We start from the raw sequence: 20269 nt of genomic DNA on the forward strand, positions 1-20269 counted from the left end.
GCTTTCCAGAAGAAAAATCTGTCCGCAGAGTGAGTTCAGAATTTCATTAGCGGACTCTTGTCCACTCTACGGACATAGTGTTATCGTGACGGCAGTCACATGATCTGGACCACTGTTGCGCGCCGAGTGCCGGCGCAGCCTATAAGGAGATCCCCGTGGAATCACCAAATGCCACCGTCCTCGCCCTGGTGGGAGTCGGGATGCTGCTGGCCGGCTACTTCCTGTACTCGAAGTTCCTGGCCCGCCGGATCTACCAGCTCAACGATGAGTTCGTCACCGCCGCCCACACCTACCGCGACGGGGTGGACTATGTGCCCACCAACCGGTTTGTGCTCTGGGGCCACCACTTCACCTCAGTGGCCGGGGTGGCACCGATCGCCGGGCCTGCCATCGCGATCATCTGGGGCTGGCTGCCGGCCTTCCTCTGGGTGACCATCGGCGCGGTGTTCATCGGAGCCATGCACGACTTCGGAGCGCTCTGGGCCTCCAACCGCAACAAGGGCCAGTCCGTGGGCACACTCTCCGGACGGTACATCGGCAAGCGCGGACGCACCATGTTCCTGGCAGTGATCTTCCTGATGCTGGTGATGACCATCACGATCTTCGCAGTGCTGATGTCCGGGCTGCTAGTGGACCAGCCCACCGCAGTGATCCCCAGCTGGGGCGCACTGATCGTGGCCCTGGGTGTGGGCATGGCCATCTACAAGCTCCGAACGAACCTAGTACTGGTCACCGCCGTGGGCGTAGCGATCCTCTACGCACTGATCTGGGTGGGCAACGAAATCCCGGTAGTGCTGCCGGAGACCTTCCTCGGCCTCCCGCAGCAGGGCCAGTGGATCGTGCTGATCTTCATCTACGCGGCCATCGCCTCGGTGCTGCCGGTGTGGGTGCTGCTGCAGCCACGCGACTACATCAACGGCGTCCAGCTGTTCATCGCCCTGGGCGTGATCTACGGATCGGTGCTCCTGGCCCGGCCCGATGTGGTGGCCCCAGTGATCAACGACTCGGTGCCGGAGGGCACACCCTCGATGATCCCTCTGCTGTTCGTCACCATCGCCTGCGGTGCGATATCCGGGTTCCACGGAATTGTCGCCTCCGGCACTACCTCCAAGCAGCTGAACAAGGAGACCGACGCCCGATTCGTAGGCTACTTCGGGGCCATCGGTGAGGGACTGCTGGCCCTGGGCTCGATCATCGCGGTCTCCGCCGGATTCCAGACCGTGGCCGAATGGCGCGATCTCTACAGCGAGTGGAATGCCGGGGGCGCACCGGCGTTCATCGCCGGCGGTGCGGATATCGTCTCTCGGGGCATCGGTCTGGAGTCCGGACTGTCCGCCACCCTGCTGGCCACCATCGTGGTGCTCTTCGCCGCCACCTCCATGGACACCGCACTGCGGCTGAAACGGTTTGTGGTCCAGGAGATCGCCCAGGTGATGGGCTTCCGGTTGAACATGTGGGCCGCCACCGCTGTGGTGCTGGTGATCGGGCTGGCCCTGGCCTTCTCCACCGGGGCCGACGGCACCGGCGGCATGACACTGTGGCCGCTGTTCGGCACCACCAACCAGATCCTCGCCTCGGTGACCATGTCCATCCTGGTGGTGATCCTGATCAAGAAGGGCCGGATGGTCTGGCCGGTGATCATCCCGATGAGCTTTGTGCTGGTGATGTCCACCCTGGCCCTGACCCAGCAGCTGGGCGAGTTCTGGTCCCAGCAGAACTGGCTGCTGCTCACGCTCAACGTGATCGTGCTGGTCACCGCGCTCTGGGCATTCATCGAATCCGTGGCCGCGATGAACCGGGCCCGGCACGAGCCTAAGGAGACCGAGGCACAGGACCTGGCCGAACAGCTGGTCGGGAGCAGGACCGAGTAACCCTATCACCTACTTTTCACCCCTAGGAGGCCGTTATGAGCACTGCAGCTGAGCATCCCGTCGTCGTCAATTCTCGCCAAGGCACGCCCGTGCTGCTGCGCGGTGGCACCGTACTCACCATGGATGCCGAACGATCCGTGCTGGAGAGCGCGGACGTGCTGATCGTGGACGAGACCATCCAAGCGGTCGGTGTGGGGCTTGAGGCGCCGGAGGACACCCAGGTCATCGACGCTGCCGATGGGATCATTGTTCCCGGGTTCATCGACACCCACCGGCACATGTGGCAGACCGCCATGCGCGGCTACGGTGCGGACTGGACCCTGACCCAGTACTTCGTGTGGAACTACCTGGAGCACGGCAAGAAATTCCGGCCCCAGGACATCTATGCCGGCAACCTGCTCTCCGCTGTGGAGGCGATCGACGCCGGGGTCACCACCAGTGTGGACTGGTCGCACGGACTCTCCACAGTGGAGCACGCCGACGCCGCGGTGGATGCCCTGCAAGAGGTTGAAGGCCGGTTTGTCTTCGCCTACGGGAACATCCACGCCGGGCCCTGGGAATGGACGACGTCGCCCCAGTTCCGTGATTTTGTGGAGCGCCGGATTCCGCGCTCAGGCGGGCAGCTGGGGGATTCTTCTCTCGGTTTCCAGCTGGCCTTCGACGTCACCGGAGACCCGGAGTTCCCGGAGAAGGCAGCCTTCGAGGTGGCCCGTGAGCTGGGGGTTGGCGTGACCACCCATGCCGGCGTGTGGGGCGCGACCAACGACGACGGCATCCGGCTGATGCATGAGCACGGGTTCATGAATGAGAAGAACGTCTACGTGCATGCCGCCACCCTGTCTGAGGACTCCTACCAGCGGATCGCTGCCACCGGCGGATCGGCCTCGGTGTCCTCGGAGTCCGAGTCCTCCTGCGGGCAGGGCTACCCCAGCGCCTGGGCACTGCGGAAGTACGGTGTACCGCTCTCGTTGTCAGTGGACACCTCGGTGTGGTGGAGCGGGGATGCTTTTGCCTCAATGCGCGCCACCCTGAGCGCAGACCGGGCACGGGAGCACTTCGAGCACCACGCCACCGGCGACACCTGCACCAACCTGGGCCTGCGAGCCGACGAGGTGGTGGAGTGGGCCACCCGCGGGGGCGCCAAAGCCCTGGGCCTGGAGGATACAATCGGCTCACTGGAGGTCGGCAAGAAGGCCGATGTGGTGATGATCAAGAACGACGACTCCCCTGCCATGTTCCCCATTCTCAATCCGCACGGCCACGTGGTGTTCCAGGCCCAGCGCGGGGATGTGCACACTGTGCTGGTGGACGGCAAGATCGTCAAGCACCAGCACAAGCTGGTGGATGTGGACCTGGCCAAAGTGCGCCGGACGGTGGAGGAGACCGTGGAGTATGTGCGCGGTGAGCTGGGCGAGCAGGAGTGGGAGGCCGGCATGTGCCCGGAGGTCCCGGAGACCAAGATCCTGGACAACCCCTACACCTACACCGAGTACCGCACCGACCAGACCCATGTGGCCCAGGGCGGCGGGCGTCCGGAATGAGCAGGGTTTCTGAGATGAGCAGGAGGTAGGCCGTGGAGGTGGGGCTGCTTCTGCTGCGCGTAGCGTTAGCACTGATCCTGTTCACCCATGCCACGCAGAAGCTGTTCGGCTGGTTCGGCGGCAACGGGCTAACAAAGCAGGGTGAGATCTTTGCTTCGCTGGGGCTGCGCCCGGGTCGGACCCTGGTGGCTACGGCCGGTGCCTCCGAGTTGCTGGCTGCAGCGCTGCTGCTCACCGGGTTCCTCACCCCGCTCGGGGCGCTGATGGCCGCCGGGACCATGGGGGTTGCCGGTCTGACCATGCACCTGAACTCCGGGAGCTTCTGGAATGTGGCCGGCGGAGGGGAGTACCCCTATGTGCTGGCTGCGGCTGCCACGGTCCTGGGGTTCACCGGAGCCGGGGGGCTCTCCGCAGATGCGGCGCTAGCTGATGCTGTGGAACGGTGGGGCACCGTGGCTGCTCCCCCGCTATGGGTGGGCTGCGGCGTCGTCGTCCTGGCTGTGCTCACCGCCCTGCCTTTCGCTGCAGTCCTTCGCCGCAGCCAGCAGTGAGCTTGACCAAGGGAACCCCACTTCAGTTCGCGGCCAAGTTTTGTCTTCCATTTCTCTGCTATTACTAGAGCTCAGGTCCTGCTAAAGCTCAGATAGACGCCCTCTCCGCACTCTCGGCTCACCTGTGGCAGACTTGATTCAATGTCCTGACAAGTTGACAGGTGATGCGGAGGAAATGCGGCCGTGGCGGGCGAATTGGAGATCGACATCGACCGGAGCTCCCCTGTGCCGCTCTACCACCAGGTAGCACAGGCATTCGAGCAGGCCATCCGGGAGGGCGCCCTGGCTCCGGAGACCAAACTGGACAATGAGATCGATCTGGCCAAGCGTTATCACGTCTCCCGGCCCACCCTGCGCCAGGCGATGGACAAGCTGGTCCGCGATGGACTGGTAGTACGACGCCGCGGCGTCGGAACTCAGGTGATCGGCCCCCGGGTGCGCCGCAGTCTGAAGCTTTCCAGCCTCTACAACGACCTCCAGGAGTCCGGAGCCCAACCCAGAACCAGTGTGCTGACCCTGGAAACGGTCACCGCCGAGGATGAGGTTCGCGACCGGCTCGGGCTCGCCCCCGGTACCGAGGTCTACCATCTGCGGCGGCTGCGCTCCATCGATGGTCAGTGCCTGGGCATCATGGAGAACTATCTGCCACTCTCGGTGGGCACTCTCACCGGGGCTGCCCTGGAGCGCGACGGCCTCTACAACGTCATGCGGCGGCAGGGCAGCGATTTCCAGATGGCGCACCAGACCGTGGGAGCTACGGTGGCCACCGCTGCGCAGGCTGACCTGCTGGGCATCAGCCCCGGCTCTCCCCTGGTCACCGTTCAGCGCACCGCCCTGGACAGCGCCGGAACCGCCATTGAGTTCGGCGATCACGTCTACCGTGCCGACTTGTACTCCTACGAGACCACTCTGATGAACCACTGAGTCAGCTGAGCACCGGTGTACCGCTGAGCGGCCTCATTATCGCCCAGCGGCGGCTCCATCAGAAGGTGCCGAAGGTCAGCACCACCGGAATCAGCATGGCCGTGACACAGACCGGGATCAGCAGCGAGACGATCCCGACGTCCTTATAGGACTCACGGTGGGTCATTCCGCAGACGATGATCAGGGTGATCACCGCCCCGTTGTGCGGCATGGAGTCCAGTCCACCCGATGCCATGGCGGTGATGCGATGCATCGCCTCCATACTGATGCCCTGGTCCAGGGCCAGCTCTCTGAGCTCATCACCCAGCGCGTTCAGGGCAATGGTCATACCCCCTGAGGCTGAACCGGTCACCCCAGAGATGGTGGAGGTGGACATGGCGGAGGCTACCAGCGCGTTGTCGCTGACCGCGAAGATCCCGTCCCGGATGATCACGAACGCCGCCAAGGAGGCCACCACGGCCCCATAACCCACCTCTGAAGCGGTGTTGAAGATGGGCAGTAGGGCATTCTTGGCACCGGTGACCAGTCCCCGCACGATCCATTTGAGGTGTTTGATGTTCATCGCCAGGATGCTCAGGATGGCGATGACCATCGCGGAGATCACCGACCAGGCACTGAGGCGATCCTCCAGAACGATACCGCCGTACTGGTCGCCTGAGAGGTAGTCCCAGTTCATGGCCGGCAGCAGGTACATGGTGAAGCTGAAGTTGACGATGAAAACCAGCAGGATCGGGATGAACGGCAGGAAGTGGTTGGGCGGGGTCAGCTGCTCCTCGTCGTCGCCCGGAACCTCCGGCTTATCCGCCTTCGGCTCCTCGCCCTCACCCACTGCGGCACTGCTGCCGGAGCCTGAGGTGGGCTTACTGGCTGTTGCGGTACTGGTCTGAGTGGAGGCGGCGTCGTCGCCACCGCCAATACCCATGGCTGCGGCTCCACCTCCGGCTCCGCCGTTCTTGCGCTCCAGTTCGGTGGGATCGGCGAACGCCTCACCGGCGGCCAGCAGTTTGCGCTTCCGGTATTCCAACCACAGCATGCCCAGGATGAAGATGATGGTCCCACCCAGGATGCCCAGGCCGGGTGCAGCAAAGGTGTTGGTCTGGAAGGCTTGCCCGGGGATGATGTTCTGCACCTGGGGTGAGCCCGGCAGCGCCGTCATGGTGAAGGTCAGCATGCCGTGGGCGATAGCGCCGGGGATCAGCCGGCGTGGGATATTCGCCGCCCGGAACAGTTCTCGGGTCAGCGGGAACATCACAAAGACCACCACAAACAGGCTGATGCCGCCGTAGGTCAGCAGAGCGGTGGTGAGCACGGTGGCCAGCATGGCCCGCTGCGGTCCCAACCAGCGGGTGACCACCTGGGCGATGTCCTTGGCGTAACCAGCCATAGTCATCAGCCGGCCGAAGATGGCCCCGGTGAGGAACATGGGGAAGTACTGCTCAATGAAGCCCGCCAGTGCTGGCATGAACACTTCGGTGTAGTTGGCCAGGATCGGCGCCCCGGAGAAGAGCATGGCCACCAGGGCCGAGATGGGCGCGGCGATCACGATCGTCACCCCGCGGTAGGCGAGGGTGATGAGCAGAACCAGCGAGAGGACGATTCCGATGAGTCCCAGTGTCATACGGTGTTTCTCAGACCAGCGCGGGGTTGATCTCGATGAGGCCGCGGCCCAGGATCTTGCGCTCGTTGAGCAGTTCGTAGGCCTCACCAGTCTGCTCGAAGGTAAACCGGTGGGTGATCAGCTTGTTGAGGTTGATCTTGCCCTCGGCGGCCAGTCCGATCACCTCGGGCATGGCGGTGGAGGCCGGAGCGCCGAAGGAGCCAAAGATCCGCAGCTTCCGCCGGACCACCTTGGTGATGTCCACATCCATGGTGTGACCCACAGGGGCGATCCCGGCCAGAACTGCTCGACCGCCGTCGTCCAGGATGTCCACGGCCAGCTTCACAGTGGGCACCGAGCCTAGGGCCTCGAAAGCCACGTCCACTCCGTGGCCCAGCAGGCCTATGACTCCCTCGACAGGATCGGTGTTGGCGGAGTTGATGACGTCGGTGGCACCCAGTTCCTGAGCCAGGGCGAGCTTGTCGTCATCGATGTCGATGGCGATCACCCGTTCAGCCCCCGCGGCTCTGGCCAGGTGGATGATGCTCAGCCCCACACCGCCTGCGGCGATCACCGCTACTGTCTCCCCTGGCTGGACATCGGCCACCGTGCTGACCGCTCCATAACCGGTGAACAGGCTGCAGCCCAGTACCGCGGCCTCGCCCAGCGGGATCTCCTCAGGTAGCAGGAAGACCGCTCGAGAGGGCACCACGCAGTGACTGGCATGCCCGGCCATCGAATACATGGCGATGTCCTCGCCATTGCGGCTCAGCCTGGTGGTGCCGTCGTAGAGTTGCCCGCCAAGGCGGTTGTAGTTGAAGAAGTTCTCGCAGATGTCCTCCAAGCCCTTTTCGCAGTGCCGGCAGGTCCCGCAGGGCATGATGAAGCTGCAGGCCACCCGGTCCCCCGGCTTGACGTGGCTGACACCTTCGCCCACCTCCTGCACAATCCCGGAGACCTCATGGCCCAGCACCGCAGGCTTGGGGAAGGCCACCTCGTCTTTGATCACATGCAGGTCGGTGTGGCACACCCCGCAGGCGGCCACTTCCACCAGCACCTCTTCGGCTTTGGGGCCGGCAACGGTCACAGTGTCGGGATGCAGCGGCTGGTTGGCCGCCTCAAGTACGAATGACGGGGATTCTGGCATTTCGAGGTCCTTCCCGCGGCGGTATGCATCACAGTGAGATCAGGCTCACAGTATGCGTCTCTTAGTTGTAATGTCAAGACAAAGTTCGTAGCCCGGCGCAGGGTGCCGCCCATCAGGGCACGACGCCGCGCACGCACCGCCTGGTGCCCTGTCTCAAGTCGCTGCCCACCGTGTGAGCACGCGAAATGTGCCTGCCAGCCCCAGCGAGTCGACAGGCACATTCCTTAGGCAGGCGTGCTGGCTTCAGTCGTGGGAGGGGAAGTTCATGGAGGCTGTCACGACGTCGTTTTGGTGGGGCCAGCGCTCAGTGATGACCTTGCCGCGGGTGTAGAACCGTACCCCGTCGGGCCCGTAGATGTGGTGATCGCCGAACAGGGAGTCTTTCCATCCGCCGAAGGAGTGCTGGGCTGCCGGGACCGGGATCGGCACGTTGACCCCGACCATACCCACGGTGACCCCGCGCTTGAAGGTCCGGGCGACGTTGCCGGAGCCGGTGAAGATCGCGGTGCCGTTGCCATATGGGTTGGAGTTGATGACTCTGATGGCGTCCTCCAGGGAATCCACACGCACCACCGCGAGCACAGGGCCGAAGATCTCTTCCTGGTAGGCGCTCATCTCTTCTTTGACCCTGTCCAGCACGGTGGGCCCGACGAAGAAACCTTCCTCCTTGCCTTCGACCACCAAGTCCCGGCCATCGACCACCACTGCAGCGCCGTCGGACTCAGCCTCGGTGACGATGCGCTTGACCCGGTCCTTAGAGGCCGGGGTGATCAGCGGACCCATCTCCACATCGGGCTCTGTGCCCTCGCCGACGGTGATATCGCGGGCACGCTGGCCGAGTTTGTCGACCAGCCCATCGGCGGCCTCTCCGACAGCAACGGCCACCGAGATCGCCATGCAGCGCTCACCGGCAGAGCCGAACCCCGCAGCAGAAAGATGATCAGCAGCCAGATCCAGGTCAGCATCGGGCATCACCACAGCGTGGTTCTTAGCACCGCCCAGGGCCTGGACGCGTTTGCCGTGGGCAGTAGCGGTCTGGTGGATGTGCTGAGCCACCGGAGTGGAGCCGACAAAGGAGATCCCGTCGATCTGCTCATGGGTCAGCAGCCCGTCCACGGTTTCCTTATCCCCGTGCAGAACCTGAAAGACACCACCAGGCAGGCCGGCTTCCTTGTACAGCTTGGCCAGCAGCATGGAGGCTGAAGGGTCACGCTCAGAAGGCTTGAGGATGAAGGCATTACCGGTGGCGATAGCGATCGGGGACATCCACAGCGGCACCATCACCGGGAAGTTGAACGGGGTGATTCCGGCGACCACACCAAGGGGCTGGCGGAAGGAGTAGACATCGATCCCGGTGGAGAACTGATCAGAGTACTCACCTTTCAGCGTCTGGGGCAAAGCGCAGGCGAACTCTACGACTTCCAGTCCGCGGCCGACCTCACCGGCGGCATCAGAGAGGACCTTGCCGTGCTCGGCAGTAATCAGCGCAGCTAAGTCGTGGGTATGGGCATGGACCAGTTCCCGGAACTTGAACATCACCTGCATCCGCTTAGACATCGATACCTCACTCCAGGTATCAGCCGCGGCGCGGGCGGCCTGGACTGCTTGCTCCAGATCCTGCCGGTCAGCCAAATGCAAGCTGCCAGTGACCTGCCCGGTCGCAGGGTTATAGACATCCTGGCGCTGAGAGCCGCTTCCAGCATCCTCAGCACCATTGATCCAGTGGTGAATCTCAGTGACGGTCACACTCGTAATCCTCTCGGCATCAGAAGAGCACCCGGGGGTGCGAATATGTCAAAAATGTGTCAAGCACCACTCTTCACATAATCTGTCCTATTGTCAAGACAAATAATTCATGAGGAATCTTTGCGGAAGTACGCCGGGAGTTTGAGCGACGCAGTGGCCGCTGAGCCAGCCGGTAAGGGGAGACGGAGTGCCGGATAATCGCCGCCTCCGTGTCGGATGGGATGATGGTGGGCATGGAGATCTCAGTGAGCAGCACAGCAGAACTTGGGGGTCTCTGCCGGGCACTGCTGCCGAGCGATCTGCCTGCCCTCTCTGCGGGCGAGAACATACTGCTAGAGTCCGCCGATGCGCCTGCCACCGGAGTGGTGGAGCAGGTACGCGGGTTGGTCCTTGCCGGCGCGGATCCACTGGGAGATATCTTCTGCCGGCTGCACTCCGCTGAGCTCCGCCGGGGCCAGGGGCAGACCTACACCCCACAGCCCATTGTCGACGCCATGGTGGACTGGGCGGCCCACCAGGGTATGCCAGCACGGGTTGTGGACCCTGGTGCTGGTTCGGGCCGCTATACCATTGCTGCCGGGTTGCGGTTCCCCGCGACAGAGCTGATAGCCGTGGAGTTGGACCCGCTCAGCGCACTCATCCTGCGCACCAACCTCCACCTGCACGGTCTTTCCTCCCGCACCCAAGTGGTGGTGGGCGACTACCGGGAGCTGGAACTTCCCGAGACTGCTGGGCGTACGTTGTTCATCGGCAACCCACCCTATGTGCGCCATCACGGGATCTCAGGGGAGTGGAAGGAGTGGCTGCGATCCACCGCGGCACACCACGGGCTGCGGGCCAGTGCCCTGGCTGGGCTACACGTTCACTTCTACCTGGCGACTGCTCAGCTGGGCCGCCCTGGTGACTACGGGGCGTTCGTCACCAGCGCCGAATGGCTGGATGTGAACTACGGCAGCGTGGTGCGTGAGCTGCTCACCAATGGGCTGGGCGGGCAGACCATCCACCTATTAGACCCCGACGCCGCACCCTTCCCTGATACTGCCACCACAGCTGCTATCGTGGGCTTTGAGCTGGGATCATCGCCCCGCTCACTCACGATGAAGCACGTGAAGGATCTGCACTCACTGGGACGGCTCTCAGAAGGTACGCAGGTTGACCGGCAGCGGCTCCTCTCGCGTGATCGCTGGAGCACCCTCACCACAGATGCTGATCCGGGGCCCGAAGGATACGTAGAACTCGGTGAGCTTTGCCGCGTTCACCGGGGAGCGGTGACTGGTGCTAATAAGTTCTGGGTGGAACCTTCTGCGGAGTTCGGACTGCCCGAGCATGTGCTGATGCCTTCGGTGACACGAGCTCGCGAACTCTTCAGCGCTGGTCGTGACCTCTCTACGGAGGCGATGCTGAAACGAGTAGCGGAGCTCCCGGCAGATCTTGACGCTTTGGATATGCGGGACCGCCGGCTCATTGCCCGCTTCTTGCGGGAAGGGCAGCGCCTAGGTGTGCATCAGGGGTATATCGCCTCAATGCGTAAGCCGTGGTGGAGAGTCCAGCTGCGCAGCCCTGCTCCCATCCTAGCCACCTATATGGCGCGGCGTCCTCCGACTTTCGTCCGGAACACAGCCGAAGCACGTCATATCAATATTGCCCACGGCCTCTACCCCAGGGAACCACTGAGTGACGATGCGCTTGGGCACCTGGCGGCATTTCTGCGCAGCTCAACCTCCCTCACCGCGGGTCGGACCTACGCCGGGGGGCTGACCAAGTTCGAGCCCCGGGAGATGGAGCGCATTCTCGTTCCGACTCCGGAGCATCTGGCAGCTGCGGTGGAAGTGCTGGCCGGATGAGTACACTCAAACGCCCGGTTGCCACGCGAGCGGAGCTGCATCAGGAGTCAAACGCCTCTGTGGATGCCTTTAGGGGCATTCGCAGCCGTGAGAACGCACAGCTTTATCAAGAAGCTTTCACTGACTGTGCTGAATCTGTACGGACATTGCTCAGCAGAAGTCAGGATCTGCTCATGCTGGAAAGTGTGATGTCAGAAACGCTGCGGGACAGAGGTCTGCTGACAGCTCTGCGCTATCTGACCGCGCCTCCCATCAGTCAGGACGATCTTGAGCTCCTGGCAAAGCTCAAGCTGACCGCACAGTGGTTCACAACAGATACCAGGGCGGTTGACCGGGCATTGCGGGTAATCCGTTTGGGAATCGATCCGTACCGCTTTCCCTGGCTCCGGCGGGGAGATGTGCCTACTGAGGAAGAGCGTGAGAGTGCTGTCCTTTCCACAGCAGCCCTGATGGCAAGTCAACGCATCCAGACTGACCGGCGCAACTATGCCAAGGATGAGCAGGAAGAAGCCGTGGCCGCAATGCTCCGAAGCCTGGGCTATACGGAGATCCCGCGACGACCAATGACCAACACCTTGCACTTCCCTGGGCCCGGGGAATTCTGTAGTGAGACTGATTTCGGAGGCGGACGGGCCGATCTGGTGATTCGGCTCCGCGACGGCAGCATCATGCCGGTGGAGTGCAAGGTGAGCAACTCCTATACCAACAGCGTCAAGCGCCTCAACCGCGAAGCAGCGGCCAAAGCAGAGGCGTGGATCCGGCGCTTCGGAACTTCTACCATTCCTAGTGCCGTGCTCTCTGGAGCTTTCAAGGTGGACAACCTACTTGCTGCCCAGGAGCAGGGGCTCACCCTCTTTTGGGCCCACAACCTACATGCTCTCGCTACATTCATCGAATCCGCCGACCCTGCATAAAAGATTCCGCAAATAGGCCATACCTCGTTCGCTTGCTTCCCACAACCCACGAGGCTACGGATCCCCGGCTCGCTCTCTTGGGCTGCACGCTGATACGCATTGGTTCTGCGCCTGGCTCGGTCACATATGCCTGCGGCATGTGCCTCCCCCGCCGCCAGATTTGCCAGCACGCACCCTCGCACATGCTCACAACGTCCGTGCCTATCGGCGAAACCCTTATATCCGATCAGTTCGATCTGAGGCCGACCACTGGATCAGGAGCATCTCCTACCCTACCGATAGTGTGGAAACCACAAAGAACATAACGAGACATGACAGCCAAATAAACATAGGACAGAAAGAAAAATCGAAGAAACATCCTCATAAATCCCAGAATATAAACTGTATCACAATATAATGATGTCATGACCACGAACCCAGGAGCTTGCCCTTCCTCACCCTGGTCCATACTGATAGGGCTTCCGTAGCTGACGCTTGGGCTACTCCGTACCGACCGTCAGGGGCCGGTGTAGTTGCCAGATTCGTCGTACTGGTCGGCGAAGATCTCAGGTGGGCGGTCCCCGGGCTCTAACTCGATGGGCCCGTTGCACCCCCAGTAGCTGCGGTCACGGCATTCCCCGGAGACATGCCGGTGGTCCAATCGCCAGATATCGGCTTCACCGGGGCTTGCGGGAACCGTGGCCGTGCCACTAATGGGGGTCCAGGCACCGTCAGACAGTCGGTATTCCCCAATGAAGGTTGTTGTGACCTCCACTGGGTAGATTCCCGTCTCGGTGTAGATATGTGAGGTTGGGGTTTCGACATCGACCAGGGAACCGTCGGCCTGGAGAGCGCCACTCTCTGTGGCTGAAACACCGGGGTGATGGGTAGTGCGGACGGTGCCATCCCCGTAGTCGAAGCGGTACTGCGAGGGAACCACTCGTATCTCTACGGGAATGCCCAGCAAGGTCACAGTGAACTCCTGGGAATCAGTGGTGGCGAACACGTTGGTGTGACGGTTGATGTAACCGAATCCTTGGAGCTGCTCCTCGAAGCTGACACTGCCGCCGTCAATCGGCAGGGAGGAGAAGGCCCGTTCCACCTCACCAGGAATCTGGGCGAGGATCTCTTCCAACGTGGGACCAGTATCCACCGAAGCTTCGAGCGCCTCTTCGCTGACCTGCGGAGGAACATCTTCGGCGCAGAACGTGGACGGCGCAGCACTTCCGATCGTAGAGATCGCAGAGGTTCCGGTTTCAGTGATGGAGCAGTTGAGGCTCTGGAAGACATTGGCCCCAATCGCGTTGAGCATCTCCATGCACGCCTGGTCGATCCCCGCTCCTTCCACACAGTAGAATGAACTGCCTGACCCAGTCTGATTACCCGTTCCAGAGCCATCGCCCGTAGACCCACCATCCGAGTTTCCACCGACAGAGCCATCCCCCGGCACCTGAATCCACTCGGAACTCTCACTTCCCGGCTGGCGTATCTCTAACTGCACTTCGGCACTGTCTTCCCAGAAGTTAGCGTCAGCTTCATAAATAGGGTCGTCCTCCTCGGCCCCGCCAAAAAGCAGCAGTGAACGCAATCCCTCCGCACGGAAGGTGGGTTCGAACAGAAGTGGCATGTCGTTAAAACCTTCAAAATTCGCCAACGGGTCAGGTCCTCCACCGCTTCCCTCTGCAGTGTCATCATCCCATTCCTCCACATCCGAGGTGTCATATTCTCCAATGTAGTTGGACTCCACCCACTTCCAGTGCCCTCCCTCATAAATAGCGGCAAAACCGAAAGCACGCTCTATGTCCTCTTCAGTCTCTGAGTAAAACTCTCCATCCCAATACGTCTCAAACTCAGACTCAATGAGGGATAGCAAACCCGTTGCTTTATTGTCAGACTCCAACCTCACGTAGCAATCGCCCACAACATCAGGCTTTCCCATATGCCATCCACCATTTGCGAACATCTCGGTTACTCTCTCTACCTGTTGTTCACAAATCACGCATCCATCAGCGGAGAATTGTTCCAGTGGTTCTGTATCGCCGGTGATGCGAGCGTAATGGCGGACGTCGAACCAGTGCTGGATAAGCGCCTCCGCGCCCTCCTCGGTGGGTTCGTAAACCTCATCCGGGGGTTCGGGGACGGGCCAATTCCGGGCCGGGCCCTCAGAGGAGGCAGGAACCGGCTCGGATTCGCCGTCCTCCCCGTCCTCGTTGTCGTCGGCGTCCGGGTCCATCTCCCCGGGATCAAGGTCGGGGACGGCGTCGTCATCTCCCTCAGCTGCCGGGACAGACTCCAGCACAGTAGGTTCAGGCGTATCGGCCTCAGCCCCGCCAGCACAACCAGTCAGCACCAGAACCAACGCAGCCGCAGAACCCAGAACAACAGTCTCGACGCGCGCCGGGAGTCTTGTCTCAGTCACCATCAGATATCCGTTCCCGTAGCTCACACAGAGCCGGGTCCCTCATCCTCGGCTCCGCTGAATCAACACGAAACCGCAACACTCATCACCAAAAATGAGAGCTGCGCCACATACCATAAGCACATTCCGGGCCACAGCACCAGAACCCCAGATCAGCCGGGCATATACCTGAAGGTAGTGGGTGCACTCCAGAGACACAGCGGCGCGTAGTAGCTCGATCAAGACAAGCAGGCGACCGCTAATGCCAGGCTGACGTGAGGGAAATAGGCAAAGCGTGGGAATGAAAGCGGTGCCAGAAGGCTCGGGCCAGGGGTAGAAACAGTGCGGAACGGGGGCAAAGGGATGCGAGGTAGTGCTGCGGGAACTGGCTCGTCAGGAGGTGAGGTCGTAGCTGACGCTGTGCGTGGTGTGCCCATCCAGGCGGGAGGCCACCACGCTGTACCCCAGCCCCAGGGCAGTGGGCACAGTGATCAGCCCGGCGTCCATCACCACCTCCGGCTCGATGATGTCCTGCGCCCAGTAGCGGGCAGAAGGTGCGGTGTCCCCGGGCAAGGTGAAGCCGGCCAGCGAGGCGATCGCCACGTTGTGCGCACGGCCGACGCCGGTCTCCAGCATCCCCCCGCACCAGGCATCCAGCCCATGCTCGCGGCACAGCGCCTCAATCTTCTGCGACTCAGCCAGCCCGCCGACCCGGCCGATCTTAATGTTGATGATCCGGCCCGAACCCAACTCGATCGCCTTGCGGGCATCCTCAGCGGAGTGGATGGACTCGTCCAGGCAGACCGGGGTGCGGATAGCAGCCTGCAGGTGGCGGTGATCCACGATGTCATCATGGGCCAGAGGCTGCTCAATCATCATCAGGTCCAGCCCATCCAAAGCCCGGAACAGCTCAAGATCCGCCAGCGTGTAGGCCGAGTTCGCATCAGCCATGATGGGGGTGTCCGGGAACTCAGCGCGGACCGCGCGCAGCATCTCCAGGTCCCGGCCCGGGGCGATCTTGATCTTGATCCGCCGGTAGCCAGCATCCACCGCGGCACCTACAGTCTCGATCAGCTCGGCGTCGGTCGACTTGATCCCGATGCTCAGACCCACTTGGATCTGCTTCCGGGTACCGCCCAGGGCTTCAGCCAGACTGATTCCCTGCTGCTTTGCCCAGAGGTCCCAGACCGCGCCCTCCACTGCGGACTTGGCCATGTTGTTGCGCTTCAGCGACGCGAAGGCCTCACTGATCTGGCGGGGGTGGTCAATGACGACGACGCCGTCCGGGGTCCCCTGCTGCCGGGACCAGTTCTGAAGTCTCGGCACCAGATACTCCTCAATAGCCACCGCGCAGGTGGAGGTGGCCTCCTCGGAGTAGAAGGGAGCAGCCATTGCCACGCATTCGCCATAGCCGGAGTGCGCCCCGGAACGGGCCTCCACGATCAGCAGATCCCTGTGGGTCTGGGTGCCGAAGCTGGTGGTGAAGGCGGACATCATCTCCATGGTCAAACGCCGCACGGTGATCGACTCGATACGCATAGGGTTCAGCCTATCTCCGCCGGTGCGCTGCCGGGGCGCACAGCAGATAGCTGCCTTCGCGGCGGATTCCGGCCACTGTCCATCCGGTCTTCAGCAGCGGGTGCATGGTCTCGCGCAGCGCGCTGCGCCACTGGGCAGCCAGCTGCGGGTGAACTTTGCGCAGCACCTCAATATCCCGGGGAATGCGCAAAGCGACCAGCTCCGCCTCGGCTGCAGCGGTCACCGCGTCCTCTCCCCGTGCTGGGGCGAATGGGGCGGCCTCGTCGGTGATGTCCAGTAGGGTGTGCTGCGGGGCGGGCACAGCGTCGATCTCAGCACCCAGCCGTGGGGAGGCAAGATCCCAGCTGACCAGAGCCCGGTCACTGCCTTGGCCGGCATTGATGCCATCACGCATCTCACCATAGAAGTCCGGCAGATATTCGGTGAGCGCCGCACCGAGCTTATGCAGGTTGAACCGGGCGTTGCGGGCGATCAGCGGGTCGAAGGTCCACTCCATGAGCCTCACTCCGCGCTGCAGACACCAGCTGCGCTGGTGCTGCTTCATCGCAGCCCCAATCCCACGCCCGGCAAACCCGGGAAGCACCCCGGCAATATGGGAGTGCATCAGCTGCGAACGCCCCGTCTGCGGATCAGGTGCGCCGAAGAATCCCACCGTGGCACCCACCATCTGCTCCCCGGCGAAGGCGCCCGAGACATAGTTGCCGGCATGCTCCAGGGCTACCAGCAGTCCGGCCTCCACCGGCGCATCGCCCTGACCCTCGGGCAGCCAGATGGACTCCAGCAGAGCCGCTGCAGTCTGCATCTGCTCAGCGGTGTGCAGGTCGCGGATCTGGTAGGTCATCCAGCCGCAGGGCGATCCAGGTGGGCGGCGATCAGACCGGCCAGCAGGGCGGTGCGCGGGGCAATGTAGTCCACCAGGGCGTGCTCATGCTCCGCGTGGGCTCCGGCCCCGCAGGCGCCCATTCCGTCCAGGGTGGGGATTCCGGCTGCGGCGGTGAAGTTCCCGTCGGAGGCCCCGCCCACTTCAGCGGCCGTGAGCTCATCGATACCGATGGCGGCGGCCACCTTCTCGGCGCGCTCGAACAGGGTCTGGGCGGCGGAGCGTTCCATGGGCGGGCGGTTGACCCCGCCAGTGACCTCTATCCGGGCCCCAGTCATCGGGGAGGTGAGTGCCCGGATCTGCTCATCCACGCGCTCCTGCTCTGCGATGGTGGTGGCGCGGGCATCGACTACCACTTCGGCGTAGTCAGGCACGGTGTTCGTCGTCGTGCCCCCCTTCAGCACGGTAGGGGTGACGGTGGTACCTAGGGAGGGTTCACCCAGGGCGGCGATCTCGGGCATCAGCAGACCCAGTGCGATCCCGGCGTTGATGCCTTTCTCCGGGTCCAGTCCGGCATGGGAGGCCACCCCGTGCACGGCCACGGTGTAGTTGGAGGTGCCTTTGCGGGCCACCTTCAGCGAGGTGTCCAAAGCGCCCTCCATCACGAAGACGGCACGGGCCTCGGCGGCCTCCTGAAGCAACAGCTCCTTGGAGGTGGTCGAACCCAGCTCCTCATCCCCGGTGACCAGGATGGACAGCCCATAAAGAGTATGACCCTGGTCCTTGAGGATCTTGGCTGCGTGGATGGACATGGCCAGTCCGGTGAGCATGTCGAAAGTACCGGGTCCGCGCAGGGCATGGCCGTCATTGCTGAAGGGTTTGCGGGCCACCGTGCCGACGGGCCAGACAGTGTCCTGGTGGGTGATCAGCACGACTTTGGGCTTGAGTTCACCCACCCGCAGCCGCAGGTGGGTCACATCGTTGACTACCACCGGCTCGGGCTCCATGTCGAGCCGCTCGTACATGAGGTCAGCTACTACGGCTGCGCCTTCTGCCACGGCGTCCTTGTCCTCGGAGGGGGACTCGACCTCCACCAGGGTCTTGATATCGGCGATGATGTCGTCCAGCCGAGCCTCGGCGGACTTCAGCAGGTCAGGTGAGATTGCAGGCATGGGTCTCAGCCTACCCGGCACTACCGCAGTGAGACGGTTAGGGGAGGACGACCGGCTTCAGGGAGTCTGGCTCACGACGGACCAGGGTCAGAGCAGCCTCGGTCTCCTCCAGGGTGAACCGGTGAGTGAGTACGGGGGCCACCTCCACCGCACCCTTGCCGATCAGCTCCAGGGCTGCCGGGTAGCAGTTGCGGTAGCGGAAGACACCTTGGACGGTGAGCTCCTTGCCTTGCAGGGCGAAGACCTCCAGGGGGAGTTCGTCTGAGCCCATGCCGATCACCACGGCCCGGCCGGCCCGGTCCAGGGCGCGCATCCCGGCTTTGAAAGCAGGGGCGGCTCCGGAGCATTCCAGCAGCACGTCATAGCTGCCCTCGTGCAGCGGCGCATCGGCCCGCTGGGTGTGGAAGCCCAGTCCCTGTGCCACCCCGAGCCGGAACTCGGAAAGGTCGGTCAGCGTCACGGAGGAGGCCCCGTAGGCGCGAGCCACCTGGGCGGCGAAGAGTCCCACGGGTCCAGCCCCGGTCACCAGCACCCGGTCACCCACGGTGATCCCGGCCTTCCGGGCGGCCCACACCCCTACGGAGACCGGTTCGGCCATGGCGGCCTGCTCGGCGGTGAGTCCATTGGCGATATGGGCGAAGGCGGCATCGAGGGCCACATATGTGGCGATGGAGCCGTCCACCGGCGGAGTGGCGAAGAACTGCATCTGAGGGCATAGGTTGTACCGCCCGGCCAGGCACTGGGTGCAGGTTTTGCAGGGCACACCGGGCTCTAGGGCCACCAGCTGGCCGACTCGGCCCGGATCCACACCCTCGCCAACCGCGGTGATGGTGCCGGCAGACTCGTGGCCGATCACCATGGGTGCCTGAAGCACAAAGTCCCCGATCCGGCCGTGCTGGTAGTAGTGGACATCGGAGCCGCAGATTCCCACCGCGCCGATGGCTACCTGCACCTGACCGGGACCGGGCTGTGGTGTCTCCCGGGGCTCGATGATCACTTCTCCTGGGGCCTGCAGCACGGCAGCACGGTTAGCAGTCATGGAAATAATCCTACCGCCGGACAAAAACGGCGCACACCTGGGCGGCAGTGTGCTCAATGAGCCGGGCGGCATCGGTCTGCAGCTCCGGCAGGCTGGCCGCCCCCGGGGCGATCGAGAAGGCAGCGGTGATTCCAGCCTCTCTGGTCTGCGCAGGACTCAGCTGCACGGCACCGGCAATGACGACGACGCCCGCCGACACCGGAGTGCGGGAGGCCACCGCATCCACTACCTTCCCGCTCAGAGACTGGGAGTCCAGCCGGCCCTCCCCGGTGAGCACCAGATCAGCATCGGCCAGTGCGGCCTCCAACCCGACGGCCTCAGCCACCATGGTGGAACCGGGCACCACCTCAGCGCCCAGCAGGCTGACCAGGGTCAACGGGATACCGCCAGCGGCCCCGAACCCGGAAGCGGCGGTGTATTCCGGAAGCTCAACCCCGGTGATGGCAGCCAGCGCCTGTGCCAGGTTCTCCAATCCGGCATCTAACTGTTCGATCTGCTGCTCTCCGGCCCCTTTCTGCGGCCCGAAGACCGCAGCGGCACCGCGCGGGCCAGTCAGCGGGTTGTCCACATCCACTGCGATCCGCCAGCGGACTTCTGTTGCCCGCCGGTGGAGCCCGGAGAGCTCCACCCTGGCGATATCACCCAGGCCTTGGCCGCCCGAGGCGCTCGGGGCGTCGTGGTCATCTAGGAACTCAGCACCCAGGGCCCGCAGGATACCGGTACCGCCGTCAGTGGTGGCCGAACCGCCGATGCACAGCAGAATCTCCTCCACCTCGGCCTCCAGAACCTCACGGGCGATCAGCCCCACCCCGTAGGTGTCAGCACGCAGCGGTTCCAGCGGCACGTCAGAGACCTGGGGCAGCCCATTGGCCTCAGCGGCCTCGATGATTGCGGTGCCCCCCTCCGGGGAGAGCCCATAGCGGGCGATAGTCGCCCGGCCCAGTGCATCCACCGTCTCTATGGTCCGCGGCTGGGTACCCCAGACTGCCAGCAGAGCGTCCAGAGTGCCTTCTCCCCCGTCGGCGAAGGGCAGTTGGACAATTTCTGCCTCGGGGCACACCTGCCGGGCGCCGGCGGCCAGGGCGGCTGCAGCCTCGGCGGCACTGGCCGAGCCTTTGAATGAATCCGGTGCACAGACGATCTTCATACTGTGCAGACTATGCGACCATAGAGGGCGGTCTGAATTT

At 63.2% G+C, this 20269-nt stretch carries 15 protein-coding genes; 6 read left to right on the forward strand and 9 right to left on the reverse strand.

The features are described from left to right. Positions 1-200 precede the first annotated feature (200 nt). The 4 genes from F0311_RS08835 to F0311_RS08850 all read left to right on the forward strand — a co-directional run bounded on the left by F0311_RS08835 (position 201) and on the right by F0311_RS08850 (position 4887). The gene (locus tag F0311_RS08835) at positions 201-1871 is read left to right on the forward strand and encodes a carbon starvation protein A (protein ID WP_396897432.1); all 1671 of its coding nucleotides are present in this window, start codon (positions 201-203) and stop codon (positions 1869-1871) included. A 35-nt stretch (positions 1872-1906) separates the two neighbouring features. Further along, positions 1907-3412 (forward strand): amidohydrolase family protein, encoded by a 1506-nt coding sequence (locus F0311_RS08840; protein WP_150461560.1) that lies wholly within the window; start codon positions 1907-1909, stop codon positions 3410-3412. 32 nt (positions 3413-3444) lie between these two features. After that, positions 3445-3963, forward strand: a complete 519-nt coding sequence (locus tag F0311_RS08845) for a DoxX family protein (RefSeq protein WP_150461561.1) — start codon at positions 3445-3447, stop codon at positions 3961-3963. 183 nt (positions 3964-4146) lie between these two features. Next, the gene (locus tag F0311_RS08850; protein WP_150461562.1) at positions 4147-4887 is read left to right on the forward strand and encodes a GntR family transcriptional regulator; all 741 of its coding nucleotides are present in this window, start codon (positions 4147-4149) and stop codon (positions 4885-4887) included. Between the two features lie 58 nt (positions 4888-4945). On the opposite strand, the gene F0311_RS08855 is transcribed toward F0311_RS08850, so the two are convergent. The 3 genes from F0311_RS08855 to F0311_RS08865 all read right to left on the reverse strand — a co-directional run bounded on the left by F0311_RS08855 (position 4946) and on the right by F0311_RS08865 (position 9377). After that, entirely contained in the window at positions 4946-6505 is a 1560-nt protein-coding gene (locus F0311_RS08855; RefSeq protein WP_150461563.1) for a GntP family permease, read from the reverse strand. 10 nt (positions 6506-6515) lie between these two features. Then, on the reverse strand, positions 6516-7631 hold the full coding sequence (locus tag F0311_RS08860) for a zinc-binding dehydrogenase (RefSeq protein ID WP_150461564.1): 1116 nt from the start codon (positions 7629-7631) through the stop codon (positions 6516-6518). Between the two features lie 243 nt (positions 7632-7874). Continuing rightward, positions 7875-9377 (reverse strand): CoA-acylating methylmalonate-semialdehyde dehydrogenase, encoded by a 1503-nt coding sequence (locus F0311_RS08865; protein ID WP_150461565.1) that lies wholly within the window; start codon positions 9375-9377, stop codon positions 7875-7877. A gap of 245 nt (positions 9378-9622) precedes the next feature. Between F0311_RS08865 and F0311_RS08870 the strand changes: the two genes are divergently transcribed. Both F0311_RS08870 and F0311_RS08875 read left to right on the forward strand, forming a co-directional pair. Next, the gene (locus F0311_RS08870) at positions 9623-11221 is read left to right on the forward strand and encodes an Eco57I restriction-modification methylase domain-containing protein (RefSeq protein ID WP_223881229.1); all 1599 of its coding nucleotides are present in this window, start codon (positions 9623-9625) and stop codon (positions 11219-11221) included. Positions 11222-11409: 188 nt separating this feature from the next. Continuing rightward, a complete protein-coding gene (locus F0311_RS08875) occupies positions 11410-12135 on the forward strand; it encodes a XamI family restriction endonuclease (protein WP_191089836.1) in 726 nt (241 codons plus the stop codon). Positions 12136-12631: 496 nt separating this feature from the next. Here the strand turns inward: F0311_RS08875 and F0311_RS08880 are convergent, their stop codons facing one another. From F0311_RS08880 to F0311_RS08905, 6 genes are all read right to left on the reverse strand, one after another. After that, positions 12632-14533: a DUF6318 family protein gene (locus F0311_RS08880; protein ID WP_191089837.1), complete on the reverse strand. Its 1902-nt coding sequence runs from the start codon at positions 14531-14533 to the stop codon at positions 12632-12634. 372 nt (positions 14534-14905) lie between these two features. Further along, positions 14906-16051 carry an o-succinylbenzoate synthase gene (gene menC, locus F0311_RS08885; RefSeq protein ID WP_150461568.1) on the reverse strand — a complete coding sequence of 382 codons (1146 nt, stop codon included), beginning with the start codon at positions 16049-16051 and terminating at the stop codon, positions 14906-14908. 10 nt (positions 16052-16061) lie between these two features. Continuing rightward, entirely contained in the window at positions 16062-16892 is an 831-nt protein-coding gene (locus F0311_RS08890) for a hypothetical protein (RefSeq protein WP_150461569.1), read from the reverse strand. Next, positions 16889-18043, reverse strand: coding sequence for a M20 family metallopeptidase (locus F0311_RS08895; protein WP_150461570.1), 1155 nt, complete (start codon positions 18041-18043; stop codon positions 16889-16891). Before F0311_RS08895 ends, F0311_RS08890 begins: the two co-directional genes overlap by 4 nt. Positions 18044-18080: 37 nt before the next feature. Next, positions 18081-19082, reverse strand: a complete 1002-nt coding sequence (locus F0311_RS08900; protein WP_150461571.1) for an NAD(P)-dependent alcohol dehydrogenase — start codon at positions 19080-19082, stop codon at positions 18081-18083. Between the two features lie 10 nt (positions 19083-19092). Then, a complete protein-coding gene (locus F0311_RS08905) occupies positions 19093-20229 on the reverse strand; it encodes a glycerate kinase (protein ID WP_150461572.1) in 1137 nt (378 codons plus the stop codon). Positions 20230-20269 lie beyond the last annotated feature (40 nt).

The organism is Nesterenkonia ebinurensis (genome assembly GCF_008711175.1).
GTDB lineage: Bacteria > Actinomycetota > Actinomycetes > Actinomycetales > Micrococcaceae > Nesterenkonia > Nesterenkonia ebinurensis.

What these genes read in the sequence shown, in the direction of transcription:
- F0311_RS08855 (WP_150461563.1), bottom strand. Translation starts at nt 6,505, where the DNA reads ATGACACTGGGACTCATCGGAATCGTCCTCTCGCTGGTTCTGCTCATC.
- F0311_RS08860 (WP_150461564.1), bottom strand. Translation starts at nt 7,631, where the DNA reads ATGCCAGAATCCCCGTCATTCGTACTTGAGGCGGCCAACCAGCCGCTG.
- F0311_RS08905 (WP_150461572.1), bottom strand. Translation starts at nt 20,229, where the DNA reads ATGAAGATCGTCTGTGCACCGGATTCATTCAAAGGCTCGGCCAGTGCC.
- F0311_RS08840 (WP_150461560.1), top strand. Translation starts at nt 1,907, where the DNA reads ATGAGCACTGCAGCTGAGCATCCCGTCGTCGTCAATTCTCGCCAAGGC.
- F0311_RS08890 (WP_150461569.1), bottom strand. Translation starts at nt 16,892, where the DNA reads ATGACCTACCAGATCCGCGACCTGCACACCGCTGAGCAGATGCAGACT.
- F0311_RS08895 (WP_150461570.1), bottom strand. Translation starts at nt 18,043, where the DNA reads ATGCCTGCAATCTCACCTGACCTGCTGAAGTCCGCCGAGGCTCGGCTG.
- F0311_RS08835 (WP_396897432.1), top strand. Translation starts at nt 201, where the DNA reads ATGCTGCTGGCCGGCTACTTCCTGTACTCGAAGTTCCTGGCCCGCCGG.
- menC (WP_150461568.1), bottom strand. Translation starts at nt 16,051, where the DNA reads ATGCGTATCGAGTCGATCACCGTGCGGCGTTTGACCATGGAGATGATG.
- F0311_RS08875 (WP_191089836.1), top strand. Translation starts at nt 11,410, where the DNA reads ATGTCAGAAACGCTGCGGGACAGAGGTCTGCTGACAGCTCTGCGCTAT.
- F0311_RS08900 (WP_150461571.1), bottom strand. Translation starts at nt 19,082, where the DNA reads ATGACTGCTAACCGTGCTGCCGTGCTGCAGGCCCCAGGAGAAGTGATC.